Raw genomic sequence first — 24,814 nt, 5'->3', positions numbered from 1 at the left:
CACCGGGCAGCGGGCAGCGGGCACCGGGCACCGGGCGCCGGGCACCGGGCAGCGGGCGGCGGGCGGCGGGCACCGGCGCCGGGCACCGGCCAGCGAGTAGCGGGTACCGGGTACGGGGTACCGGGAAGAGCGAAGGCCGAAGGCCGAAGGACCAAGGCCGACTGCGAAGCCCGAAGGTCGGAGTCCGCCAGTCCATGCGCGGGCCGCATCCAATAAATGCGGCGCATGATTGCCTAACGAATATAACTTTGACTTACGATGCCCACCCCGGCACCATGGAAGGGCATGGTGGTGGCGTATCAGGGAGAACCGGGAGCGTACAGCGAGGCAGCGGCCCAGAAGCACGCGCCGGACGCGACGCTCCTCCCCTGTCCCAGCTTCGAGGACGTGTTCCGCGCCGTCCAGGGCGGCACGGCCAGCCTCGGAGTCCTGCCCATCGAGAACTCGATCGGCGGCACCATCCACCGCAATTACGACCTGCTCCTCGAGCACCCGCTCCACATCGTCGGCGACGTCGAGCTCCGGGTGGTGCACAGCCTGATCGCGCTGCCGGGCACCACGATGGACCAGATCCGGCAGATCTACTCGCACCCGCAGGCCCTCGCCCAATGCGACCGCTACCTGCGGAACCTGCCCGGTGTGGAGGTGGTGGCCTCGTACGACACGGCCGGGAGCGTGAAGCTGATCAAGGACCGGCAATTGGCCGGCGCGGCGGCGATCGCCTCCGAGCGCGCGGCCGCGGTGTTCGGCCTGCAGGTGCTGCAATCGGGCATCCAGGACTTCGCCGACAACATCACCCGGTTCCTCGTGGTGTCGCCCGCGGCCGTCGACGCCGGCACCCCGACCAACAAGACCACCATCGTCTTCACCCTGTCCAACGAGGCCGGCGCGCTGTTCAAGGCGCTCAGCGTCTTCGCGCTGCGGGGCATCGACCTGACCAAGCTGGAATCGCGCCCGATCCCCGGGCGCCCCTGGGAGTACCTGTTCTACGTCGACCTCGCGGTCGGCGCGCAGGACGCGCGATGCGCGCGTGCCCTCGCCCATCTCGGCGAGTTCGCCCCCATGCTCCGCAACCTCGGGTCGTATCCCTCCACGCTGCTGCCCCGTTCGACGACCGCGCCTGCCCCCGTGGCAGCCGGAGCCCAGGCATGAGCGACCCGAAGAAGCACAAGAGCGCCGCCCTCACGGACGGCCCCAACCGCGCCGCTGCGCGCGCCATGTTGAAGGCCTGCGCCTTCACCGACGAGGACCTCGCCAAGCCGCTGGTCGGCATCGCGAACACGTGGACCGAGATCGGCCCGTGCAACTTCCACCTGCGGCGCCTGGCCGAGCACGTCAAGGACGGCGTGCGCAAGGCCGGCGGCACGCCGATGGAGTTCAACACGATCGCCGTGTCGGACGGCATCACGATGGGCGCCGAGGGCATGCGCGCCTCGCTGGTGAGCCGCGAGGTGATCGCCGACTCGATCGAACTGGTCACCTTCGGGCACCACCTCGACGCGGTCGTCATGCTGTGCGGCTGCGACAAGACGATTCCGGGGACGATCATGGCGCTGGCGCGCCTGAACATCCCGGGCGTGATCCTCTACGGCGGGTCGATCGATCCGGGCACCTGGCAGGGCAAGGACGTCACCATCCAGGACGTGTTCGAGGGCATCGGCGCGCAGGCCGCCGGGCGCATCACCCTGCTCGAACTCAAGGACCTCGAGGACAAGGCCTGCCCCGGCGCGGGCGCGTGCGGCGGCCAGTTCACCGCCAACACGATGGCCATGGTGGCCGAGTTCCTCGGCGTGGCGGCGATGGGCAGCGTGAGCATCCCGGCGACGCACCCGGCCAAGGAAGCGGCAGCCGAGCAGGCCGGTCGGCTGGCGATGGAGAACCTGGCGCGCAACGTCCGGCCGCGCGACCTGATCACGCGCACGTCGGTCGAGAACGCGATCGCCGGCGTCGTCGCGACCGGCGGCTCGACCAACGCGGTGATGCACCTGCTCGCGATCGCGGCCGAGGCCGGCGTGTCCCTGAGCATCGACGACTACAACCCGATCAACGACCGCACGCCGCTGCTCGCCGACCTGAAGCCGGGTGGGCGCTACGTGGCGGCCGACCTGCACAAGGCGGGCGGCACGGGCGTCGTGTGCCAGCGGCTCGTGCAGGCGGGCCTGATCGACGGCAGCGCGCCGACGGTCACCGGCCGGACCATCGGCGAGGAAGCCGCGGCGGTCGTCGAGACGCCCGGCCAGGACGTCGTGCGCCCGTTCGCCACGCCACTCAAGCCGACCGGCGGACTGCTCATCCTCAAGGGCAACATCGCGCCCGAGGGCTGCGTGGTGAAGGTTGCCGGCTCGTCGCTCGCCGGTCACCAGGGCCCGGCCCGGGTGTTCGAGGGCGAGGAAGCGGCCTTCGCGGCCGTGCAGGCCGGCAGCATCCAGGCAGGCGACGTCGTGGTCATCCGCCACGAGGGGCCGAAGGGTGGTCCCGGCATGCGCGAGATGCTCGGCGTGACGGCCGCCATCATGGGCGCCGGCCTCGGCGACAAGGTCGCCCTGCTCACCGACGGCCGCTTCTCGGGCGCGACGCGCGGCCTGATGGCCGGCCACGTCGCTCCCGAAGCCGTCAACGGCGGACCCATCGCGGCCATCCGCGACGGCGACGTCATCACCTTCGACCTCAAGAACCGCCGCCTCGACATGGCGGTGAGCGACGACGAGATCGCGCGGCGGCTCGCGGCGTACGTGCCACCGGCGCCGCGCTACACGACGGGAGTCATGGCCAAGTACGCCAGCCTCGTGTCGTCGGCCTCCGAGGGCGCCATCACGCGCCCGGCGGCCACCCTGGCCAATCCGACTCGGTAACCTCGTAGCCTGCAGCCCGTAGCCTGCAGCCTGCTTTCTGAGCCCTGAGCCTAGAGCCCTGAGCCTGTTATGAAGAAGACCGGAGCACAAATCCTGTGGGAGAGCCTGGTGCGCGAAGGCGTCACCTGCGTGTTCGGCTACCCCGGCGGCGCCATCCTGCCGGCGTACGACGCGATGCTCGACTACCCGATCCGCCACATCCTGGTGCGCCATGAGCAGGGCGCCACGCACATGGCCGACGGCTATGCGCGCGCCACCGGCCAGGTCGGCGTCGCCATCGCCACCAGCGGCCCCGGCGCGACCAACATGGTCACCGGCATCGCCACCGCGATGATGGACTCGGTGCCGATCGTCTGCATCACCGGCCAGGTGGGCAGCAAGGCCATCGGCTCGGATGCCTTCCAGGAGACCGACATCACGGGCATCACGCTGCCCGTGACCAAGCACAACTACCTGGTGACGCGCCCCGAGGACGTGGCGCGTGTCGTGCGCGAGGCGTTCTACGTCGCGCGCTCGGGCCGTCCGGGTCCGGTGCTGATCGACATCACGAAGGACTGCCAGCAGTCGTCGTGCGAGTTCGTGTGGCCCGACGCGCCGAAGCTGCGCGGCTACCGTCCTTCGCACACGCCGAGTTCGCGTGAGGTCGAGCAGGCGCTCGACCTGATCCACTCGGCCAAGCGCCCGATCATCCTCGCCGGCCGCGGCATCCAGCTGTCCAACGCGCGCGAGGCGGTGCTCAAGTTCGCCGAGCAGGCCAACGTGCCGATCGCGACGACGCTGCTCGGGCTGGGCGCGATCCCGGCGAGCCACCCGCTCAACCTCGGCATGATGGGCATGCACGGCGAAGCCTGGGTCAACACCGCGATCCAGGAAGCCGACCTGCTGCTCGCCTTCGGCATGCGCTTCGACGACCGGGTGACCGGCAACGTCAAGACGTACGCGCCCAACGCCAAGAAGATCCACATCGACATCGATCCGGCCGAGCTGAACAAGAACGTGCGCGTCGACGTCGGCCTGATTGGCGACCTGCGCGAGACGCTCGAGGGGTTGCTGCCGCGCATCGAGGCCTGCGACCGCACCGACTGGGTCTCGTACATCTCGATGCTCAAGGGCGACTCCGCCGTCCGCGACATCCAGAACCTCCCCGACAACGGCCACCTCTACGCCGCGCACGTCATCAACGACCTGTGGCGCGAGACCCGCGACCGCGAGACGATCGTCGTCACCGACGTCGGCCAGCACCAGATGTGGGAGGCGCAGTACTACAAGCACGAGGAGCCGCGCTCGCTGATCACGTCGGGCGGCCTCGGCACGATGGGCTTCGCGCTGCCGGCGGCGATCGGCGCCAAGGTGGCGCGGCCGGACGCCGAGGTGTGGGTCGTCGTCGGCGACGGCGGCTTCCAGATGACGATGTGCGAGCTGGCGACGATTGCGCAGGAAGGCATCGACATCAACATCGCCATCATCAACAACGGCTTCCTCGGCATGGTCCGGCAGTGGCAGGAGTTCTTCTACGAGCGCCGCTACGCCGCCACGCCGCTGGTCAACCCGGACTTCTGCAAGCTCACCGAGTCGTTCGGCCTGAAGGCCATGCGCGTCGAGACGCGCGGCGACGTCGTGCCGGCGGTGCGCGAGGCGCGCCGCCACCAGGGCACGGTGCTCATCGACTTCCGCGTCGAGCAGGAAGACTCGGTGTACCCGATGGTGCCGGCCGGCAACGACCTCCACAACATGATCCGGCGCCCGAGCGCCATCGTCGAGACGGGAGCGGACGCATGAACACCTTCGTGGTGCTCGTCGAAGACCATCCTGGCGTCCTGACCCGCGTGAGTGGGCTCATCCGGCGCCGCGGCTTCAACATCGACTCGATCACGGTCGGCCATACCGAGACCGCCGGCGTGTCGCGGATGACGATTGCCGTGGAGGCCGACGAGTTCGGCGCCCGCCGCATCGAAGCCAACCTGTACAAGCTGATCGAGGTGCTGCGCGTCGACAACGTGACGCGCCGCCCGTCGATCTTCCGCGAGCTGTGCATCCTCAAGGTGAAGACCACGCCCGAGACGCGGGCGCAGATCTTCCAGCTCGCGTCGGTGTATCGCGCGCGCATCATCGACGTCTCGCCCGAGTCGCTGGTGATCGAGATCACCGGCAACGAGGACAAGGTCCAGAGCCTGATCGACGTGCTCGATCCGTACGGCATCGTCGAGATGGCCCGCACCGGCCGGCTGGCGATGCTCCGCGGCACCGGCACGGCCAGCAAGCCGCCCGAAGACGAGCAGGACTTCGGCGCTGCCAAGGCCGAGGAAGACCTGATCTCGCACTCGGTGTAGGCTCGTCGGCCGGCTGAGGTCCAGCCGGCCGACACCTCAGCCCCTCCGCTCTTCCCGAAGGCCGACGGCCGAATGCCGATGGCCGCTCTTGCAACGAAGGCCGACGGCCGAACGCCGCCGGTCGCCTTTCCAACGAAGGCCGAAGGCCCATGGCCCAAGGCCGAGACCTCACGATGGCAGCTCACATCTTCTACGACAACGACGCCGACCTCTCCCTCATCCAGGGCAAGAAGGTGGCGATCATCGGCTATGGCTCGCAAGGACACGCGCACGCCCTCAACCTGAAGGACAGCGGCGTGGACGTGCGCATCGGCCTGCGCGCCGGCAGCACGTCGGCCGCCAAGGCCCAGGCTGCCGGCGTCCGCGTCGTGAGCGTCGCCGAGGCGGCCGCCGAAGCCGACGTCATCATGATGCTGGCACCCGACACGGTGCAGCCGGGCGTCTACAAGAAGGACATCGCGCCGCACCTCAAGGCCGGCAAGATGCTGATGTTCGCCCACGGCTTCAACATCCGCTACAACACCATCGTCCCGCCCGCCGACGTCGACGTGACGATGGTGGCGCCCAAGTCGCCGGGCCACCGCGTCCGCGAGGTGTTCGAGGAGGGTGGCGGCGTGCCGGGCCTGATCGCCATCCACCAGGACGCCACCGGCCAGGCGCGCGCGCTCACCATGTCCTACGCCAAGGGCATCGGCGTCACCCGGGCGGGGGTCATCGAGACGACCTTCACCGAGGAGACCGAGACCGACCTGTTCGGCGAGCAGGCCGTGCTGTGCGGCGGCACCGCGGAACTGGTGAAGGCGGGCTTCCAGACGCTCGTCGAGGCCGGGTACCAGCCGGAGATCGCGTACTTCGAGTGCCTGCACGAGCTCAAGCTGATCGTCGACCTGATGTACCGCGGCGGCCTGAACTACATGCGCTACTCGGTGAGTGACACCGCCGAGGCCGGCGACTACTACACCGGGCCGCGCATCGTGACCGACGAGACCCGCAAGGCCATGAAGCAGGTCCTGGCCGAGATCCAGGACGGCACGTTCGCCCGCAAGTGGATCAAGGAGAACGAGGACGGTCGCCCCTGGTTCAACAAGGTGCGCGCCGAGGAGCAGACGCAGACGCTCGAGGAGGTCGGCGCCAAGCTTCGCGCGATGATGCCGTTCCTCAACCCGGTCACGCACAAGCCGCAGGAGCAGAACGCGCCGGTGGCGTAGGCGCTGGCGCGCCTGCGCCAATTTGAAATTCCGGATTTCAAATTGCACGCGCAGTGAACCAGGAACGGTCGGTGGGTACAATGCGTCTCGTCTTCCGAGATGCTCATGCCCACCGGCCGTTTCGTCGTTTCAGGGGCCGCCGCGGCCCTCGTCGCGTTCCTTCTCGCTCCCCTGCCCTCGCGCGCGCAGACTGCCGCCGCGGTGGCGCCGCACGTCCCCACCGTCGACGAACTCGTCGAACTCGGGTCGGTCGCCGCCCCCACCGTCTCGCCTGACGGACGCTGGATCGCGTACGAGGAGACCCTCACCGACTGGGAGAAGGACGCGTTCGTCGCGCAGGTCTTCGTCGCCGACACGAAGACGGGCACCGTGGCGCAGCTGACGCGCGGACGGCAGATCGGCGACCTCGAGTGGTCGCCCGACAGCCGGTGGATCACCTTCCTGAGGAGCGTCGACGACAAGGCGCAGATCCACGCCATCAGGCCTGACGGCGGCGAGGCAATCGTGCTGACCAGGCACGATGCCGGGATCACCAACCACGAGTGGAGCCCTGACGGTCGCACCATCGTGTTCGCTGCCCCCGAGGGAGAGCCGGCCGCCGACAAGGCCCGCAAGGACGCCTACGGGGAGTTCACCGTCGTGCGTCGCGACTACCAGCCGGCGCACCTCTGGACGGTCGACGCGGTCGAGGCCATGAAGGCGCCGGCCAAGGGGCGCCAGCGCACGCGCGGCGCCGGGCGCCATGTGCAGGCCTTCGAGGTGTCGCCCGACGGCACGCGCGTCGCCTTCGGCGCGACGCGGACACCCGACCTGATCGACGGCGCCAGCTCCGACATCCACGTGCTCGACCTCGCCACCGACGCGGTGCGCGCGGTGGTGTCGCAGCCGGGGCCGGACACCAACCCCCGGTGGTCGCCCGACGGCACGCGGCTCGCGTTCGGGTCGGCGATGGGCGCCCCGAAGTACTTCCACGCCAACAGCCGCGTCGCCATCGTCAACGTCGCGGGCGGGCCCGCGACGTCGGTCACCGACGCGCTCGACGAGGATGCGAGCCTGGTGGCGTGGACGCCGACCGGCCTCTACGTGGCTGCCCTCCAGAAGACGGCGTCGCACCTGTTCCGCGTCGACCCGCAGGCGCGCACGGTGACGCGCGTGTCGTCGCCCGACGGCTTGATCATGCAGTCGGGCTCGTTCTCGGCCGATGGCCGGACCCTCGGCCTGATCGCCTCGTCGGGCACGACGCTGCCCGAGGTGTACGTGACCGACATCGCCACCTTCAGCCCTCGCGCGCTCACCACGCGGTCGACCCGCCTGGCCGGCTGGACGCTCGGCACGCGCGAGGTGATCAGCTGGAAGAGCCAGGACGGCGAGACGATCGAGGGCATCCTCGTGAAGCCGCGCGACTTCCAGCCAGGCCGCAAGTACCCGCTGCTCTGCGTCATCCACGGCGGCCCGACCGGTGTCGACCGACCGCAGGCCATCGACGCGCGCTACTACCCGTCGGACCTCTGGGTCGCGCGCGGCGCGCTCGTGCTCAAGGTGAACTACCGCGGCAGCGCCGGCTACGGGCAGCGCTTCCGCCAGTTGAACGTCCGCAACCTGGGCGTCGGCGACGCCTGGGACGTGCTGTCCGGCATCGACAGCCTGATCGCCAAGGGGATGGTGGACCCGAACCGGCTCGGCTGCATGGGCTGGAGCCAGGGCGGCTACATCTCCGCGTTCCTCACCACCTCGACGACGAGGTTCAGGGCAATCTCGGTGGGCGCCGGGATCTCCAACTGGGCGACGTACTACTACAACACCGACATCACGCCGTTCACGATCCAGTACCTCGACGCCGACCCGGCCACCGATCCGGACATCTACAAGAAGACGTCACCGATGTCGTACGTGATGGGCGCGAAGACGCCGACGCTGATCCAGCACGGCGAGTTCGACAAGCGGGTGCCGATCGCCAACGCCTACGAGCTGCGCCAGGGACTCGAGGACCGCGGCGTGCCGGTGGAGATGATCGTCTACAAGGGCTTCGGCCACGGCATCACGAAGCCGAAGTCGATGCGCGCGGTGATCCAGCACAATCTGGGCTGGTTCAACCACCACATCTTCGGCGACCCGCCGCCCGATCTCACGAAGGCGCCTGGGAAGCCTGCTGCGCCGTAGCAACAGGCTGCAGGCAACCCGCGCGTCGAGCTGACGGTTCGTGGGCGTCGACCTTCAGGTCGACGCTCATCGGCGGTTCGGCGCGCGTCGAGCTGAAGCTCGACGCCCAAGGACCTCGGAGGCGGTTCGTGGGCGTCGACCTTCAGGTCGACGCTCACCGCCCCTTCAACTGCGCCTGCAGGTCGCGCGCCGCGTCGGCAGCGGGACCGCCGAGCGCGAGCGCCTCGTCGATGCGCGGCTGCACCAGGTCGGCGTGCCCGGCGTTGGCGTGCGCGACGGCGGCGTTGTAGCGCGCCCACCCCTTCTGGTGCCGATGCTCGACGAGCGCCTTCTCGCGACGCGCGACGAGCGCCGCACGTGCCGTCGCCTCCAGGCGCGCCTCGCGCGCATCGGCGATGCGCTGCTCGAACGTGGGCGTGCGCGCGGCCAGGCACTCGAAGGCCTCGTCGAACCCCGGCGCCGACACCGCCCAGTCGCGGCGAATCAGGTAGACCGCCGCCCGGTCGAAATGCGCCTCGCACAGGCGCGACTCGAGGGCGATCGCCGCGTCGAAGTCCTTCAGGGCGTCGTCCTGGCGCTGCTGCTGGAAAGCGATGGCGCCACCGAGGTATGACAGGTCGGCGTTGACCATCAGGCTGCGCGCCGCGTCCACGGCGGCACGCGCGCCGTCGAGCCGCTTCAGGTTGTACAGGTTCCAGGCCTTCCAGTACTGCGCCTCGCCGACGTACCAGGTGCCGAGCGTGATCATGCGATCGGCGGCGGTCACGGCCTCCTCGTGCCGCCCGAGCCAACCCAGGCTCTTCATGCGTCCGAGCAACGCCTCGCGATGGTCGGGCACGCGCGCCAGCAGCGTGTCGTACGCCGCGAGCGACACCTCGAAGTCCTCCATGCGCTGGCGGACGTCGCCGGTCAGGGCGCGAGCCGGCACGAGGTCCGGCATGGCGGCGAGCGCGCGCGCGAACGCTTCCTCGGCCGACACGAGTCGCCCGCGCCCGAGTTCGGCTTCGCCCACGAGCACGTCCACCTCGTCGAACGTCGGGTGAGCCGCGTGGAAGGCGGTGACCTCCTCGAGCGACGATCGCAACAGTAGCAGCCGCGTGAACGTGAACGACGCGTCGTCGGCGTGACGCGTCGCCCATCGCTCTGGCGCGAGCAGCGGCGGCGTGCCACGCGTGGGAGGCTGCCCCTCGTCGGCGGTGACGATGGGGTTGGTGCCGGCGAGCGCGATCAGCAGCGTTGCGGCCCACGGGTCGGCGTCCGCGATGACCTCCAGGGCCTTGCGTCGCGACCGCCACGCCGCAAGTGTCGCCTGTCCGGGAAACTGCCCGGTGCCAGCCACGAGCGTCCCGCGACGCCAGGGCACGGCCTCGAGCACGTCGGTGGCCGCTGACGCGTCGTCGGCCGTGGCCACCGCCCGCAACCGCTCAGGCGCGTCCCGGTACGCGCCCGGGTACAGCCCGATCACGCGCTCCCGTAGTGCCAGATGCACGGCGGCGCGATACGCCCGTCCACCAAGCACCGCATCCGTGCGCACCGCGAGCGCCTGCTCGTAGGACTGCAGCGCGTCTGCCAGGCAGCGGTAACAACCCTCCGCCGCCCGGACATCTGCGGCAGCGACCTGCGCCGGCCACTGGTCGGGCGCGACCACCGGCGCGCGAGCCGGCCCGCACGCCGCTACCACCAACGCGAGCACGACGATGCCGAGCCAGGAGGCTGGTGCCCTCACGTCTTCCTTCCGTCGCCACCGGCGCGTCGGGCCAGCCCGACGCCTACACCTGAACCTCGTCGCCCCGCGCCCTGAGCCGCCCGCATGCGTACTCTCTGAGCCTTGAACCCTGAGCCTCGAGCCTACTTCTCCAGCGTGAAGCTCACCGTCACCGTCATGATGACCGGCACCGGCTCGCCGTTCAGCAGAGTCGGCTCGTACCGCCACTGGCGCACGGCATCCAGCGCGGCCTGATCGAGCATCGGCACGCCCCGAAGCACGCGAGCGTCCGCCACGGCGCCCTCGGTGTCCACCGTTGCCTCGATGATCACCACGCCACTCACGCCGGCAGCCTTGGCGTCCTCTGGGTAGATCGGGAAGGCGTTCGCGAGCCGCTTCGGCGGGCGCACGGTACCGCCGACGCGCAGCGGCTGCGGCGCCCCGGCTGCGAGCGTCCGCAGGGACTGTTCTGACCGTTCGACGAGCCCCGCGATGCGCGCGTAGTCCCCGACCGGCACATCGACCACGAGCAGCATCGGCGCCGCGACAGGGGCCTCGAACTGCCACTGCCTCACTGCCGACAGCGCTGCGTCGCGTGCCGCGGCGAGATCGGGCAGCACGCTGTCGGGCACGCGCGTGGTTGCCGGTGCTCCCACGAGTCGGGCCTCGGCAACGTGCCCGGCTGCATCGATCACCACGTGCGCGCGGAAGCGATAGGAGACGCCCGGATCGCTCCACGCCGGCTCGACGGCGACCGTCCGCCGCGGCGCCGGCGCGTCCAGCGTGGGCCGTACGGCCACGCGCTCGAGTGGCCCGGCGTCATCGGCCTGCAGGCTGCCCCAGGCCATCGGCGCCGCCGCGCGCAACGGCGCGACGACGGCCATGATGCCGCCGACGCCACCGCACACCACGACGAGCACGCCGCCGGTGATCCACCATCGCATGCGAGACATCTCCCCTCCCCTGCACATGACGGCCACGCGCTGCACCACGGCGTGGCGACGACTGCCGACATGCGTGCTCGGCGACAGCGCCGGCCGCAAGGTGCTGCACCACAGCAGCGCATCGACGTAGGACCGCAGCGTGCCGGTGCGCTCGACGACCACCGCGTCGACCTCGAACTCGCGCGACAGGCGCAGGCGTGCGAGCAGCCACCACACGGCGGGCTGCCACCAGAACAGCGCGCGCCAGACCTCGTCGGCCATCGCGGCGCCGATGTCCGAACGCCCGACGTGCGCCAGTTCATGGAGGTACACGGCGACACGCTCCTCGTCTGGCCGCTCGCGCAAGACCACGGGCACGAGGATCCGCGGCCGCAGTGCCCCGAACGTGCACGGGCCGGCCTGCGCGACGGCGATGACCGGCACGCGGTCGGCCGACAGATGCGGCAGGCGCGGCGCGGGGGCCAGTCGACGCGCCTGGTCGAGTGCGGGATCGTCGATGACGACGTCTCCGCGATCGGCAAGTGAAGACAGCCGGTGATGGCCGAGACGCAACCAGGCCAGCCGCGCCACCACGCCAAGGGCCCACACGCCAAGCAACACCGTGAGCGGCGTCCATCCCGTGGCGACAGGGAGCGCCGGCTCGAACGCCGCGGTCGTCGCGTCGACGAAGGAGGTCACGGGTGTCGGAAGCGGAGCTCGCCTGGGCAGGAAGGCCTGGACGAGCGGCATCAGCACCACGGCGACTGAGTTGCCGAGCCACCATGCCGTCAACATCCGCGGCACCCGGATCCGACAGGCGGCGGGCAGCGCAAGCGCCACCGCGCCGAGGACGGTCGACTGGATCAGCCACGCGGCGACGAAGGCATACGCGGACATCAGTCCTCCTTGTCGAGCAGCTTCCGGATCTCGGCGCGGTCGCTCGCCGAGAGCTTGCGGTCGGCCACCAGGTGGGCGACCAGCGAGTCGGCGGCGCCGTCGAAGACGCGGTCGACGAACTCCCGCACCAGGACACGCATCATCTGCCGTTGCGTTCGCAGGGGACGGTAGCGATGCGCGCGGGAATCGGCGTCGGCATCCTTGCCCAGCATCCCCTTCTGCTCGAGGATGCGCATCATCGTCAGGACGGTCGTGTACGCGAGGTCGTCGCGGCGCTCGCGGCGCAGCACGTCGTGCACCTCGCGCACCGTGGCCGTGCCGAGCCGCCACACGACCTTCATGATGGCCAGTTCCTGCGGGGTCAACGTCGTGGCCGGTGCCATGGCACTACGATCTACTAAGTATTTAGTTGTTCGTCAAGCACGAGCGTGGGACGGAGGCCTGCGTCATTCGGCGCCGGGAGCGCGTCGAGCTGAAGCTCGACGCCTACGCCTGCCTGGGTGAGGCGTTCGCGGCATTCGCGGCATTCCCGGCATTCCCCCCACTACGGCTGGAAGTTCACCGTCACGGTCAGCACGATCGACACCGGCTCGCCGTTGAGCCACGTGGGGGCGTACCGCCACTGCTTGACCGAGTCGATGGCGGCGGCATCGAGGCCGGGCATGCTGCGCACCGGCCGCGCGTCGACGACCGCACCGTCGGGATCGACGGTGATTTCGAGGATGACGACGCCGGAGATGCCAGCGGACAGGGCCTCGGCGGGATAGGTCGGCGGCACGTGACGGATCTTCGTGGGTGGTCCGACCACGCCCCCCACGCGCAGCGGCGGACGCGAACGGCCAGACGGCACCACCACGCCGTCGTCGTCGGACGTGCCGACGTAGGTCGAGAGCAGGAGGGGCGCCGTCGAGGGCGGCTCGAAGCGCCACTGCCTGACGGCCGCGAGCACTGCGGCCACTTCCGACGGGTCGCGCGGCAGGAGCGACGTCGGCGTGGTGACGCGCGCCTCGGCGACGCGCCCCTCGGCATCGATCACGAGGTTGACGCGCAGTCGCACCGCGCCGGTGGTGCCCGGCGGCCAGGCGGGAGCCACGTGCGACACCACACGCGGCAGCGCCACATCGGGCCCTGGTCGGGTCGCCACCTGCTCGAGCGGCCCTGGTCCTGCCTGGGTCGCCTGCGGCTGTGCGCCTGGCGATGCGACCGCCGCGACGCCCGGGAGCGTCACGAGCGCTGCAAGCGCCACGTCGCGGAGAAAGGCCGTCACGCTGGTCACTGCAGCGAGAACCTGCTGGTGACCGTCACGATGACCGGTACGGCAACGCCGTCGATGAGCGTCGGTGTGTATTTCCACTGCCTGACCGCCGCGAGCGCCGCCTCGTCGAGCATCGGCACGCCCTTGACGACCCTGGCGCTGGTCACATCGCCCTCTGGGCTGATCACCGCGTCGATGACGACAGTGCCGGTGATGCGGGCGGCCAACGCGTCCGGGGGATAGACCGGGGGCACGTCGACCAGCTTGCGTGGGGGGGGAATGTCGCCGCCCACCCGGATGGGCTTTCGCGCCGCCGCCTTCGCCGACGCCCCGGGCGATGCGAGCGCGACGTCCTCGGACACGCCGACGTCGGTCACCAGCAGGAGGGGCGCCACCGCGGGAGGCTCGAGCCGCCACTGGCGGACCGCGGCGAGCACCGCGAGGCCCGCACGCGCGTCAGGCGTCGCGGCAAGTGCCGGGACCACGTCGCCCATCGCCCCGACGGGCCTGGCCTTCGGATCGCCCACGAGGGTCTGCACGATGCGTGCGGTGCGAACCTTTCCCGTGTCGTCGACCACGGCCTGGACGCGGAATCGCCAGCGCTGCGTGACGGGCGTGGGCCACACCGGCGCCGGGCAGTCCAGGCAGCGTGGCAGGGTCGCACCGAGTGGCAGCACCTGCGCGTCGTGCTCCCCGGCCGGGATCTCGCTCGCATCGGCCACGAGGGGCACCGCGGCGCGCGGCGCGCTCGGTCGGGGGCGGGCGGTGACGGCGCCACTGGTGGCCGATCGCGGACTCTGCGCCTCGGCGGACGCGGTGACGAGCACGAGCGCGCAGGCCAGTGCCGTGCGCCCGACCAACCAGACGTGGGACATGGGGAGCAACCTCCGCATCGAGGATCGGCTAAACGCAACGCCTGTCAAGCGCGTCAGGCCTCGATGTCCGCGGGCACGTCGGCCTCGGGCGGCACGATGTCGATGTCGATCCACCCGCGCAGGCTGTTGACGAGCCAGACGCGCGTGGCCCGTGCGAGGTCGGCCGCGGTGAGGACGCCCTCCTCGACGCGCCCCTGCGACAGCAGCTCGGCGCGAAACACCCCGGGCAGCAATCCGCTCGCGACCGGCGGCGTGATGCGGCGTCCGTCCCGTTCGACGACGAGGTTACCCACGGTCCCCTCGGTGAGCTCGCCTCGCCCGTTCCACAGGATGACGTCGTCGAGGTCGGGGCGCGTCGCACGCGCCACGTCGTACATCTCGCGGCGGCTGGTCTTGTTGAAGAGCAGCGGGCTGCGTGGGTCCACGGGGGAGGCCGCCAGCCCGACCCGCCAGCGTCGCGGCGCGAGGTCGACTGGCACGGCCTCCGCGCTGGTGGTCCCGGCCCGATCCAGCCAGAGCCTGGCACGCCAGGTCCCGGTGGGATGCGCCGCGCACAACGCGTCGAGGTCGCGCGCCAGGCGCGCCTGGTCACACGGCCAGCCGAACAGGGCTGCAGAGGCGGTGACCCGCGCGACGTGCGCGTCACGCCTGAGAAGTCGTCCCTCCTCGAGCCGCATCGTCTCGAACAGCCGCGCATCGCCAGGCACCGCAGGCGGGCGCACGACGCGGGACTTGGCGAGGCACTCGGCCCACTCCTCCGCCGGGTCGGAGTCGGCCGTGATCCCGGCGCCGACGCCATACGTCATCTCGCCGGTGCCCCGGTCGAGCACGGCCGTGCGAATCGGGACGCTCGCCACCAGGTCACCGCCAGGCCGCAGCAGGGCGATCGCTCCCGTGTAGATGCCGCGTGGCCCGTGTTCCAGGTCGGCGATGAGTTCCATGGTGCGAACCTTCGGCGCGCCTGTCACGGATCCGCACGGGAAGGTGGCCGCGAGCAGGCCGGCCAGCGACGTCCCGGGGCGCAGCGTGGCGTCGATGGTCGACGTGAGCTGCCACACGGTCGGATAGCGCTCCAGCGCGCACAGGTCGCGGACCCGGACCGAGCCGGTCACGGCGACGCGCCCCAGGTCGTTGCGCAGGAGGTCGACGATCATCACGTTCTCGGCGCGAGCCTTGTCGCTCGCGACCAGGTCGGCGGCCAGGCGCGCATCCTCACCGGGCCAGCGTCCGCGGCGCGCGGTGCCCTTCATGGGGCGCGTCCTGATGCGATCCCCGCGCCGCTCGAGGAACAGCTCCGGCGACAGGCTCATGACGACCGCCTCGCCGATGTCGACGTACGCGGCGTAGTCGACGTGGGCCTGCTCGGCGCACGCCGCGAACCAGGACCCCGGGTCGTGCGGAAACGGGGCGGTCAGCGGAAACGTGTAGTTGACCTGATATGTATCGCCGGCGGCGATGTGCGCGTGGATGCGCCGCAGGTCTGCCGTGAACCTGCGCTCGTCGATGGCTGGCGCCCACGACGGAGCGGCCAGTTCGGCAGGAGCCACCTCGCGCACCGGTGCCTCGACGGCCTGGGCGATGTCGAAGGCGGCCGCCCACGCGAGCGGGACGGGCCCCGACGGCGGCTGCGTCACGCACGCGGCGTCGAAAGCGGGCGCGGCTTCGTAGGTCAGCAGCAGCACGACCCACCGACGAGCCCTGGCCTGCGCCTCGGCCCAGGCCACCACCTCAGGCACCTCATCCAGTCTGGTCGCGCGACGCACGTCGCTGGGCTGGTACAGGTCCACGTCCCAGGCAGCGTCGGTTGCGCCGGTTCCGAAGCGGGCCGTCGGGGTGGCTGCCATCGCATCGACGATAGCGCAGCGCCTGGCCGGGCATTCTCGACGGGGGTGGCAAGAGCTGCGCCCTTCCGTGCATCAGGCACGCTCCAGAGTTTGACTGGCATCGGCAGACGCACACTGTTTTACAAAGCGTTATCGCAATATTGAACTGAGAGCATTCATGCGGCTACACTCTCGATTCAACATTCGCGGCTCTGCCGCCTCCGAGGTGCCCCGTGAACGTGCGTGTACTCCCCTTCTTCGTCCTGACAGCTGTCGCGTTGGCGGCTCTCCTGCCCCGGTCGGCGCCGGCGGTTCCGGCCGGCGGACCGTGGCAGCCCGGTGATGTGGCCTGGATGCTCACGGCCACTGGGCTGGTCCTGCTGATGACACCCGGCCTGTCGTTCTTCTACGGCGGCATGGTCCGCTTCAAGAACGTCGTCTCCACCATGCTCCAGAGCTTCGTCGCCCTGGGCGTAATCAGCCTGCTCTGGGTCGTGGTCGGCTTCAGCCTGGCCTTCGGCGACAGCATCGGCGGCCTGATTGGCAACCCCCTGACGTTCTTCATGCTCGACGGCGTCGGTGCCGCCACCCATCCCGACCTCTCCCCGACCATCCCGCTGCTCCTGTTCGCGCTCTTCCAGTTGAAGTTCGCCATCATCACGCCCGCCCTGATCACCGGGGCGTTCGCCGAGCGGGTCCGGTTCTCCAGTTACCTGCTGTTCATGGTCTTGTTCAGCCTCGTCATCTACTCGCCGCTCGCGCACATGACCTGGCACCCGCAGGGCTGGCTGCGCCAGATGGGGGTCCTCGACTTCGCCGGTGGCACGGTGGTCCACATGTCGGCCGGCCTGGCGGCGCTGGCCGGGGCGCTGTCGCTCGGACGTCGCCAGAGCCATGTCGCCAACGAACCGCACGAGCCGGCCAACATCCCCTACGTCCTGCTCGGCACCGGCATGCTCTGGTTCGGGTGGTTCGGCTTCAACGCCGGGTCGGCGCTGGCCGCCAACGACGCCGCCGTGCTCGCCTTCGCCACCACCAACACCGCGTCGGCAGCCGCGATGCTCGGCTGGGTGTTCTTCGACATGGTGCGGGGGCGCAAGCCCTCGGCGATGGGGGCCTGCATCGGGGCCGTCGTCGGCCTGGTCGCCATCACGCCAGCGGCTGGCCTGGTGAGCATCCGCCACAGCATCGCCATCGGGTTGATCGCCAGCATCGTGTCCAACCTCGCCGTCCACTGGAAGTCGCAGAGCACGCTCGACGACACACTGGACGTGTTCCCGTGTCACGGGGTCGGCGGGATGGTCGGCATGCTGCTGACCGGCGTCTTCGCCAAGGACGTCGGCCTCGTCAACGGGCAGTGGCGGACGTTCGGCGTGCACCTGCTCGCCCTGGTGGTCGTCACGGCCTTCGCGTTCCTGGGGTCGTGGCTGCTCTACCGCGTCGTGGACACCCTGTGGCCGATGCGCGTCTCCCCCGACGCCGAGGCCGACGGCCTCGACCTCAGCCAGCACGGCGAAGTCGCCGCGACCTTCGATTCGTTGCCCGAGGAACGTCCCCTCCTCGAACACGTGGCCTGACCCTCCCTCCCAGCCGGGCCACACCTTCCGCTTCCGCGCTGCGCGCCGAAGCCTCGGCCTCCGACCCGCGGGCACCGGGTCGGAGGCCATTTTTCTGCGTTCTGCGATAATCGCCGGGTGATTCTCGATCGGTGGCAGCGCCCGCTCGGCCACCTGCGCATTTCGGTCACCGACCGCTGCAACCTGCGCTGCGCCTACTGCATGCCCGAGCCGGACTACGTCTGGCTCCCGCGCACGACCCTGCTGACCTTCGAGGAGCTGACGCGGGTGACGCGCCTGGTCAGCGCACTCGGCGTCCGCCACGTGCGGCTCACGGGCGGCGAGCCCCTGCTGCGCGCCCAGGTCACCGACCTGACCCGGCAACTGTCGGCGATCGGGTCGCTCGACGACATCGCGATGACGACCAACGGCGTGCTCCTCGCGCCACTGGCGCCCGGGCTTCGCGACGCCGGCCTGCGGCGGATCACCGTGAGCCTCGACACGCTGCGCGCCGACCGCTTCCGGGAACTGACCCGTCGCGATCAGCTCGACGACGTGCTGGCCGGCATCGAGGCCGCCAGCCTGGCATTCGGCCGCATCAAGATCGACACCGTGCTGATGCGCGGCACCAACGACGACGAGATCGAGCCGCTGCTGGCCTACGCCGCGCAACGGGGTGCGGAGATCCGCTTCATCGAATACATGGACGTGCCGGGCGCGACGCACTGGGACGCCGCGAAGGTGGTGTCGCGCGAGGAGATCCTCGCCCGCGTCGGGCGCGCCTTCGGCCCCGTGGAGGCGCTCCCCTCCGACGGCCCGGCGCCGGCGCTCCGCTACCGCCTCGCATCAGGCCAGGTGTTCGGCATCATCGCGTCGACGACGACGCCGTTCTGCGCCACGTGCGACCGCCTGCGCCTGACAGCCGACGGGCACCTGTTCTTCTGTCTGTATGCCACCAGGGGCCTCGACATCCGCACGCCGCTGCGCGACGGGGCCAGTGACGAGGAGCTCACCGCCCTGATCCGCACGGCATGGCAGGCCCGTACCGACCGCGGCGCGGAAGCACGCCTGGCGGCCCCCGATCGCGGCGCGTTCGTCGGCGTGGACGCCCTGCGCAAGTCTCCCCAGCTGGAGATGCACACGCGCGGCGGGTAGGGGTTCGGAAAGGTCCGGAGACCGCGCCCTACCTTCGTGCAATCACGTGTTCGCTGATGACGCTGCCGTCGAGGCGATGCATCCGCGCAACGAGGCGCTGCGTGTCGGCCTCGAGTCGAATCAGCGTCGCCGCCGCCGGCTGCGGACCGCCGCCGGTCAACTGCCCGAACGGGCGCGTCGCGTCGGGCGGAAGCCAGGCATGGCGATGGGTGTGGCCGGTGATCATCAGGTCGACCCGCCCGCGGACCAGCGTGTCGTGCCACTTGTCGCGGGCGTCGGCACCACCGTGGAAGGGCACCGGCTTCTCGCCGTACAGCGGAATGTGCACCACCACGACCCGGAACGGCGCATCGCGGACCTCGGCGCGCGTCAGGGCGTCGGCCAGCCAGGCGGCCTGTCGCGTCCGGTACGCATCGAAGGTCCCCAGTCCCGCATAGACCGGCGCGTCGTCGGGCTTGTCCTCGCCGGTGTCCAGCACGATGAAGGCCACCGGACCCTGGCGCAACGTGAAGAAGTAGTGCCGGTCCGGCGTGTCGAGCACGCGGCCGAGCGCGCGCGCCTCGGCGCCGCGCACGTCGTGATTGCCGCGCGCGAAGCACACCGGCCGCGCCGCGGCGTAGGCCATGCCGGCGGGGTACAGCAACTGCTCGGCGAGTTGCTGCTCGGTGGCGATGTCGTTGAACATGTCGCCGTTCCAGAACAGGAGATCGCCGGGCGCATCGGCAAGTTGCGTGAACAGGCCCTTCAGGGTGTCGGGCTGCTCGTGCGTGTCGTTGATGATGGCGGCCGACACGCGGCCCGCCGCGCCCGCATCCGGCGTCACGAAGCTGTAGGTGCGGCTCTCGTAGGGACGCCCCCGGCGGATGTCGTAGGCGCCGAGGAACGCGATGGGGACGCTCACCGCGCGATAGTGATAGCGGGTCCCCGGGCGCAATCCCTCGATGCGGACGCGCTGCACGCGCGCGTCAAGCGGCCGCAGCCCGTCGGCGTCGCCGCCGGCCATCGATCCCAGGGTCTCCCCCTCGCCGTACTCCACCCACCCCGTGCTCGTGTCGTTGACCGCCCAGGCGATCGACACCGACGTCGGCGTCAGCGCCTGCACGACCGGGGCACCGAGCACCTTGAAGTCCTGCGGCGGACGGACGATGCCGTCGGCGCCCGCCACGGCCGGCACGAACGCGCCCGCGACCGCCACCGAGCCCGAACGCAACCAGTCGCGCCTCGAGACCCCGCTCACGCCCGCTCCTGCAGCGTGATCGCCCGGATGTCGCTCGTCGTCCGCCAGCTCGCGATGCCGATGGGGCGGCAGGGGTTCATCTCGATCCGCACGTCCACCTCGCGGCCGGTGGTCTTCGCCTGGGTGACACGCGTCCCGTCGATGAATCCCTCGAGCAGGTCCGGCGTCACCTCGACCGCGAGGCGGTACCACTGCCCGTCCTTGAAGGTGAAGGTCTGGCTCGACTCGTTCTCCGAGGCGTCCAGGCCGTCGAGGCTCGAGAAGCCCACAACCGTGCCGCCCCAGCCGCCGACCACCAGGCTGCAGTGCGCCTTGCCCACCGGGAAGGTGATCGTGGAGAAGAAGTCCGACCCCTCCACGCGTCGTGCCTCCACCTCGAGCCGGTACCGCGGCCCGGGCACGGCGCCGGTCCACACGATGCCGGTCAGGTCGTAGCCGCGTTCCAGACGAATGGCGCCATCGACGACAGCGACCTGGCCTTCGCCGCCGAACGAAACCGGCTTCCACTGCCCCAGCGACTTGCCGTCGAACAACGCCACCGACGAGAGCGGCGCGACCTGCAGGCCGAACGGCGCGACGGCCAGCAGGCCGAGGGCCTGACGGCGGGTGACCGGCACGCCGCTGTTCAGCAACGGCCGGGGTTTCGTTGACGGTTGGAGAGAGGGCACGATGGCCCAAGCCTACAGGGAGTCCGTCGCGTGAAGAAACTCGTCATCGGATGCGGTCTCGGCCTCATCCTGTTCACCGTGGCCGCCAGCGCCGCGTTCTACTACTTCGTGTACCGCCCGGCGAAGTCCTTCGTCGGATCGTTGGCCGAGATCGGCGAGATCGCCGAGCTCGACGCCAAGGTGACCAACACGAAGGCGTTCAGCCCGCCGGCCGACGACGTCCTCACCGAGGCGCAGGTGCGGCGCTTCGTGTCGGTCCAGGAGGCCCTGCACGCCCGGATGGGCAATCGCGGCACCGAGTTGCAGGCCAAGTACAAGGCCCTCGACGCCAGGAGCACGGACGGCGTGGCGCTGACCGACGTGGTCGGCGTCTACAAGGACCTGTTCGGCACCATCGGCGAGGCCAAGCGGGCCCAGGTCGAGGCCCTCAACGCGCAGGGGTTCTCGGTCGAGGAGTACACATGGGTCAAGTCGCGCTTCTATGAAGCCGCCGGCGTCTCGGTGACGGGCATCGACTTCCGCGAGATGGCCAACGCGGTGAAGGACGGCGACATGAACGCGGTCAAGGAGATGGCCACCAGGGCCAACGAGGCCGCCAAGGCAGCCGGCGGTGCGGCAGCCCGGGCCACCACGCCCGGATCGGCCGACGCCGGGGCGGCCGCTGACACGCCAGCGGCGCCGATTGGTGATACGCCTGGCGTCGGCATCCCCGACGCCAACAAGACGCTCGTCGCGCCCTACAAGGACAAGGTCGCGACCTGGCTCATCTACGGCGCGTTCGGGCTCTGACATCGGCCGCTGGCGGCGGTGGCGTTCGCGGCACCGCGGCCTGGCCGCACGGCGGGTCAGGAGGCGTCGAGCATCGGCGCGACGCCTCGCCTCTCAGTGCATCGGATGCGGCAGGTCGAGGCCGAGCCGCGCCACCAACTGCTCCACCTCGAAACGCAGGAACGCGAACGACGGAATGACGAACAGCGTCGCCTGCATGCGCGAGGGGTCGTAGTCGGTCGCGATGACCTCCTCCGTCTTCCACCGCCGCCGATCCACGTCGTCGGACAGGGCGAACGGGATCTCGCCGGTGGACGAGAGGATACCGGCGCCGAACACCTTGGTCTCTCCGCGCTCCTGGATGAGGCCGAACTCGATGCTGAACCAGCTGAAGCGCTTCAGCGCGAGCACCTGCTCCCCGGAGGTCGCGGCCATCGCCGCCTGGCCGAGCCGCGTCAGCAGCGACGCGTAGTCGTGGTTCATCAGCGGCGGCACGTGCCCGAGACAATCGTGAATCATGTCGGGCTCGGGCGTGAACTCGGGATGCGACCCGTGCCGCAGGAACTGCGTCACCGGGAATCCCGACTCCGCGATGTACCCGTAGAAGGTGCGGTACGGGATCGGCCCCTCGGCCGGCACCAGGTGCATGCCGGTCTCGGCCGCGACGCGGGCGCTGAGATCGCGCAGCTGCGGGATCTCGTCGGCGCCGATGCCGAGCGCCCGCTTGGCATCGAGGTAGATGCGGCTGGCGTGTTGCCGGTGCAGCGCGTCGAGGCGAGGACTGACCTCGCGCCAGATGCGTGTCTCTTCCGCCGTGTAGGTGATCTGCGGCGGGCCGAGGCGTTCGAGCCGGTGGCGGCGACACAGGTCGAACAGTTGCTGGCGTCGTTGCACGTACGCGGCGTCGCCGAGCCCCGGATGCCCGGCCTCGAGGTCGAGGTGATCCGGATCCGGGGGCGCAATCATCAGGTCGGCCGCGATCTCGACCCCGTACTCGACAATGGTGGGCTTGGGCATGGCGGGCATCACTCTGCTGGCGCGACATTAGCGTCGCTAATGTTTTCAGAAGCAATTGCGGCCAGCATACACGCGCCCAACGCGCCGGACAAGTCAGCGGTTCGCCCCCGGTAGGGCGGGATGTCGCCCGCCCACGCAGGTAGGGCGGGGTGTCCCACCCCGCCGTGAGCCCCGTCGGTCGACCAACGGCGCGATGAGGACATCGCGCCCTACCTCACCGCCCCGCACCCTCGCGCTTCTCCCACCCTTCCGCGAACAGGTTGAAGTGCGTGCTGCCGCAGGGATGCGCCGCGCACACCGCCTCGTCGAGCTCGACGCCCAGCCCCGGCGCCGTCGGCAGCGCGAAGTAGCCGTCGACCACCGGCGGGCAGCCGGGGGCGGTGTCCTTCACCCACGGGTCGGCGAAGTCGTTGAAGTATTCCTGGATGCGGAAGTTGGTGGTGCAGGCCGCCAGGTGCAGGTTGGCGGCCGTCGAGATCTGCCCACCGACGTTGTGCGGCGCGCACGTCACGTAGTGCACGTCGGCCTGCGCCGCCAGCTTCTTGCTCTCGAGCAGGCCGCCGATGTGCGTGACGTCGAACTGCACCACGTCGGCTGCGCGCAGTTCGAAGAGCTCCCGGAACTCGTGGCGGGCGTGGATGCGCTCCCCCGTCGCGATGGTGATGCCAGGCAATTGCTCGCGCACACTGCGCAGCGCGGCCAGGTTCTCTGGCGGCACGGGCTCCTCGATCCAGCCGAGGCCGTACGGCTCGAGGAGGCGGGCGATCTGCACCGCCTGCACCGGCGAGAAGCGGCCGTGCATCTCGAGCAGGATCTCTGCGTCGGGGCCGATGGCATCGCGCACCGCCTCGACGAGCGCGACCACGCGGCGACGCTCGGCGACGTCCATCTCGTAGTAGCCGGGGCCGAACGGATCGAACTTCAACGCCGTGTAGCCCTTGGCGACCACGGCCTTCGCCGCCGCATGGAACTGCTCCGGCGTGCGCTCGACGCGATACCAGCCGTTGGCGTACGCGCGGATGCGGTCGCGCACCTGCCCGCCCAGCAGCCGGTACACCGGCTGGCCCAGCGCCTTGCCGACGATGTCCCAGCAGGCCATCTCGAAGAGGGCGATGCCGGAGCTCATGATCTCGCCGGCCCGCGAGTAGTCGTCGCGGCGCATGCGCATCACCAGCGACTCGATGTCGAACGGGTCGCGGCCGATGATGTGACGCGAGGCTGCCTGCGCGTACGCCTCGAGCGCATGCGGGTGATTCGGGATGCGCGACTCGCCGAGACCGGTGAGCCCTTCGTCGGTGTGGACGCGGCAGATCGTGAAGTTGCGCCACTCCGTGCCGACCAGGAGCGTCTCGATGTGCGTGACCTTCATCTCAGTGCGTCTCCGCGGGGATGCCGGGGGCATCGGGGGCGCCGACGGGCGACATGATGAGCGGCGCTGCCGCGCCGTCGGGCACCGGGCTCCTGGCATCGGGCCCCGGAGCGGATGAAGGGGCAGTCCCCGTCTGGCGTGCCAGCAGAGCGAGCCCCAGTTCGGCGCGGCGGACGCGCTCGCGGGCCATGTTGATCGCGACCGTCTCGAGGTGCAGGCCCGAGGGATAGATGTCGGGCGCGTTGCGCAGGCCGAACTTCACGTAGACCGGCGCCACCGACTCGATCAGTTGCGGAATCTCGTAGTGCCGCACGAAGCCGCCGAAGCCGTCGGGCACTTCCACGTACACGTCGAGCGGGATGTCGCAGTGCTGCCGGATGGCCGCCAGCTGCGCCAGCGACAGGTCGGTCGGCACGTTGATCGTCGTCGCGCCCTCGTCGGCGAGGACGGCGACGGCGAGCGGGTTGGCGGCCGCGAGCTGCACGCTGATCTTGATGACCAGGTCCTTCGGCAGGTGCCCTGCCTGCTTGGCGAGATCGAGGATGCGCAGCAGGCCCATGTCGGCCACCAGCACGCTGCGCACGCCCAACTCGGTTGCCCGGATCACGTCGTCCAACCCATGACGCACCTGGTCCTGGCCGCGCAACTGCGCGCCAAGTGTCTTGCCGGCCGGCGACACGATGGTCGCGCCCGTGTCCCACGCGGCGCGCGGACCGACGAACAGCGACAGCTCCATCCGCTCCGCGCGACACATCGCGCACATCTCGAGGATCTCGGCGTCGGTGAGCAGCATGATCCCCGAGCCCTGCGAGACGCGATGGATCGGCACACGACGCGCCTTTGCCTCGTCGAGCACGGCGGCAAGCACGCGCGGACCCTCGACGCTCGGGATCTCGACCCGATACTGCGCGCCGTCGGGGAAGCGATGCGGCGACGCGGGAAGGTCGTGGGCGTCGCCGGTGGGCAGGTCGAGTGCCCGCAGGAGGCGGGCGGCAGCGGATTCGGGAAGCGGCATG

General features: G+C 70.4%; 20 protein-coding genes. 9 read left to right on the top strand and 11 right to left on the bottom strand.

Annotated features, from left to right (window positions below; translation table 11 throughout):
* The first annotated feature begins 258 nt into the window (after positions 1–258).
* The 6 genes from pheA to TBR22_RS11185 all read left to right on the top strand — a co-directional run bounded on the left by pheA (position 259) and on the right by TBR22_RS11185 (position 8,550).
* A complete protein-coding gene (gene pheA, locus TBR22_RS11210; protein WP_239493072.1) occupies positions 259–1,152 on the top strand; it encodes a prephenate dehydratase in 894 nt (297 codons plus the stop codon).
* On the top strand, positions 1,149–2,852 hold the full coding sequence (gene ilvD / locus TBR22_RS11205) for a dihydroxy-acid dehydratase (protein WP_239493071.1): 1,704 nt from the start codon (positions 1,149–1,151) through the stop codon (positions 2,850–2,852). Before pheA ends, ilvD begins: the two co-directional genes overlap by 4 nt.
* Positions 2,853–2,921: 69 nt before the next feature.
* Entirely contained in the window at positions 2,922–4,631 is a 1,710-nt protein-coding gene (gene ilvB, locus TBR22_RS11200) for a biosynthetic-type acetolactate synthase large subunit (RefSeq protein ID WP_239493070.1), read from the top strand.
* Complete coding sequence (gene ilvN, locus TBR22_RS11195; protein ID WP_239493069.1) at positions 4,628–5,182, top strand: acetolactate synthase small subunit; 555 nt, start codon at positions 4,628–4,630, stop codon at positions 5,180–5,182. The genes ilvB and ilvN overlap by 4 nt, the downstream gene beginning before the upstream one ends.
* 173 nt (positions 5,183–5,355) lie before the next feature.
* Positions 5,356–6,390 carry a ketol-acid reductoisomerase gene (ilvC, locus tag TBR22_RS11190; protein WP_239493068.1) on the top strand — a complete coding sequence of 345 codons (1,035 nt, stop codon included), beginning with the start codon at positions 5,356–5,358 and terminating at the stop codon, positions 6,388–6,390.
* 105 nt (positions 6,391–6,495) lie between these two features.
* Complete coding sequence (locus tag TBR22_RS11185) at positions 6,496–8,550, top strand: S9 family peptidase (RefSeq protein WP_239493067.1); 2,055 nt, start codon at positions 6,496–6,498, stop codon at positions 8,548–8,550.
* Positions 8,551–8,704: 154 nt separating this feature from the next.
* On the opposite strand, the gene TBR22_RS11180 is transcribed toward TBR22_RS11185, so the two are convergent.
* The 6 genes from TBR22_RS11180 to pabB all read right to left on the bottom strand — a co-directional run bounded on the left by TBR22_RS11180 (position 8,705) and on the right by pabB (position 16,049).
* Positions 8,705–10,276 (bottom strand): tetratricopeptide repeat protein, encoded by a 1,572-nt coding sequence (locus TBR22_RS11180; RefSeq protein ID WP_239493066.1) that lies wholly within the window; start codon positions 10,274–10,276, stop codon positions 8,705–8,707.
* A 122-nt stretch (positions 10,277–10,398) separates the two neighbouring features.
* The gene (locus TBR22_RS11175; RefSeq protein WP_239493065.1) at positions 10,399–12,075 is read right to left on the bottom strand and encodes a M56 family metallopeptidase; all 1,677 of its coding nucleotides are present in this window, start codon (positions 12,073–12,075) and stop codon (positions 10,399–10,401) included.
* A complete protein-coding gene (locus tag TBR22_RS11170) occupies positions 12,075–12,458 on the bottom strand; it encodes a BlaI/MecI/CopY family transcriptional regulator (RefSeq protein WP_239493064.1) in 384 nt (127 codons plus the stop codon). Before TBR22_RS11170 ends, TBR22_RS11175 begins: the two co-directional genes overlap by 1 nt.
* Before the next feature lie 161 nt (positions 12,459–12,619).
* Positions 12,620–13,342: an energy transducer TonB gene (locus tag TBR22_RS11165; RefSeq protein WP_239493063.1), complete on the bottom strand. Its 723-nt coding sequence runs from the start codon at positions 13,340–13,342 to the stop codon at positions 12,620–12,622.
* A gap of 5 nt (positions 13,343–13,347) precedes the next feature.
* Positions 13,348–14,205, bottom strand: a complete 858-nt coding sequence (locus tag TBR22_RS11160) for an energy transducer TonB (RefSeq protein WP_239493062.1) — start codon at positions 14,203–14,205, stop codon at positions 13,348–13,350.
* A 53-nt stretch (positions 14,206–14,258) separates the two neighbouring features.
* Complete coding sequence (pabB, locus tag TBR22_RS11155; protein ID WP_239493061.1) at positions 14,259–16,049, bottom strand: aminodeoxychorismate synthase component I; 1,791 nt, start codon at positions 16,047–16,049, stop codon at positions 14,259–14,261.
* A gap of 218 nt (positions 16,050–16,267) precedes the next feature.
* Between pabB and TBR22_RS11150 the strand changes: the two genes are divergently transcribed.
* On the top strand, positions 16,268–17,605 hold the full coding sequence (locus tag TBR22_RS11150) for an ammonium transporter (RefSeq protein WP_370651511.1): 1,338 nt from the start codon (positions 16,268–16,270) through the stop codon (positions 17,603–17,605).
* Between the two features lie 117 nt (positions 17,606–17,722).
* On the top strand, positions 17,723–18,739 hold the full coding sequence (gene moaA / locus TBR22_RS11145; RefSeq protein ID WP_239493059.1) for a GTP 3',8-cyclase MoaA: 1,017 nt from the start codon (positions 17,723–17,725) through the stop codon (positions 18,737–18,739).
* Positions 18,740–18,767: 28 nt separating this feature from the next.
* On the opposite strand, the gene TBR22_RS11140 is transcribed toward moaA, so the two are convergent.
* Both TBR22_RS11140 and TBR22_RS11135 read right to left on the bottom strand, forming a co-directional pair.
* A complete protein-coding gene (locus TBR22_RS11140) occupies positions 18,768–19,976 on the bottom strand; it encodes an FN3 domain-containing metallophosphoesterase family protein (protein WP_239493058.1) in 1,209 nt (402 codons plus the stop codon).
* Positions 19,973–20,593 (bottom strand): DUF1080 domain-containing protein, encoded by a 621-nt coding sequence (locus TBR22_RS11135; RefSeq protein ID WP_239493057.1) that lies wholly within the window; start codon positions 20,591–20,593, stop codon positions 19,973–19,975. The genes TBR22_RS11140 and TBR22_RS11135 overlap by 4 nt, the downstream gene beginning before the upstream one ends.
* Before the next feature lie 81 nt (positions 20,594–20,674).
* Here TBR22_RS11135 and TBR22_RS11130 point away from each other — a divergent pair, with 81 nt between their 5' ends.
* The gene (locus tag TBR22_RS11130) at positions 20,675–21,433 is read left to right on the top strand and encodes a hypothetical protein (protein WP_239493056.1); all 759 of its coding nucleotides are present in this window, start codon (positions 20,675–20,677) and stop codon (positions 21,431–21,433) included.
* 93 nt (positions 21,434–21,526) lie between these two features.
* Here the strand turns inward: TBR22_RS11130 and TBR22_RS11125 are convergent, their stop codons facing one another.
* The 3 genes from TBR22_RS11125 to TBR22_RS11115 all read right to left on the bottom strand — a co-directional run bounded on the left by TBR22_RS11125 (position 21,527) and on the right by TBR22_RS11115 (position 24,813).
* A complete protein-coding gene (locus TBR22_RS11125) occupies positions 21,527–22,429 on the bottom strand; it encodes a hypothetical protein (protein WP_239493055.1) in 903 nt (300 codons plus the stop codon).
* A 214-nt stretch (positions 22,430–22,643) separates the two neighbouring features.
* Positions 22,644–23,798: a mandelate racemase/muconate lactonizing enzyme family protein gene (locus TBR22_RS11120; protein ID WP_239493054.1), complete on the bottom strand. Its 1,155-nt coding sequence runs from the start codon at positions 23,796–23,798 to the stop codon at positions 22,644–22,646.
* 1 nt (position 23,799) lies between these two features.
* Positions 23,800–24,813, bottom strand: a complete 1,014-nt coding sequence (locus tag TBR22_RS11115; RefSeq protein WP_239493053.1) for a U32 family peptidase — start codon at positions 24,811–24,813, stop codon at positions 23,800–23,802.
* Position 24,814: the final 1 nt, after the last annotated feature.

This window comes from Luteitalea sp. TBR-22 (assembly GCF_016865485.1).
Lineage (GTDB): Bacteria > Acidobacteriota > Vicinamibacteria > Vicinamibacterales > Vicinamibacteraceae > Luteitalea.
Note: the sequence above shows the minus strand (reverse complement) of the source record. Positions and strands in the feature narration are given on the sequence as shown.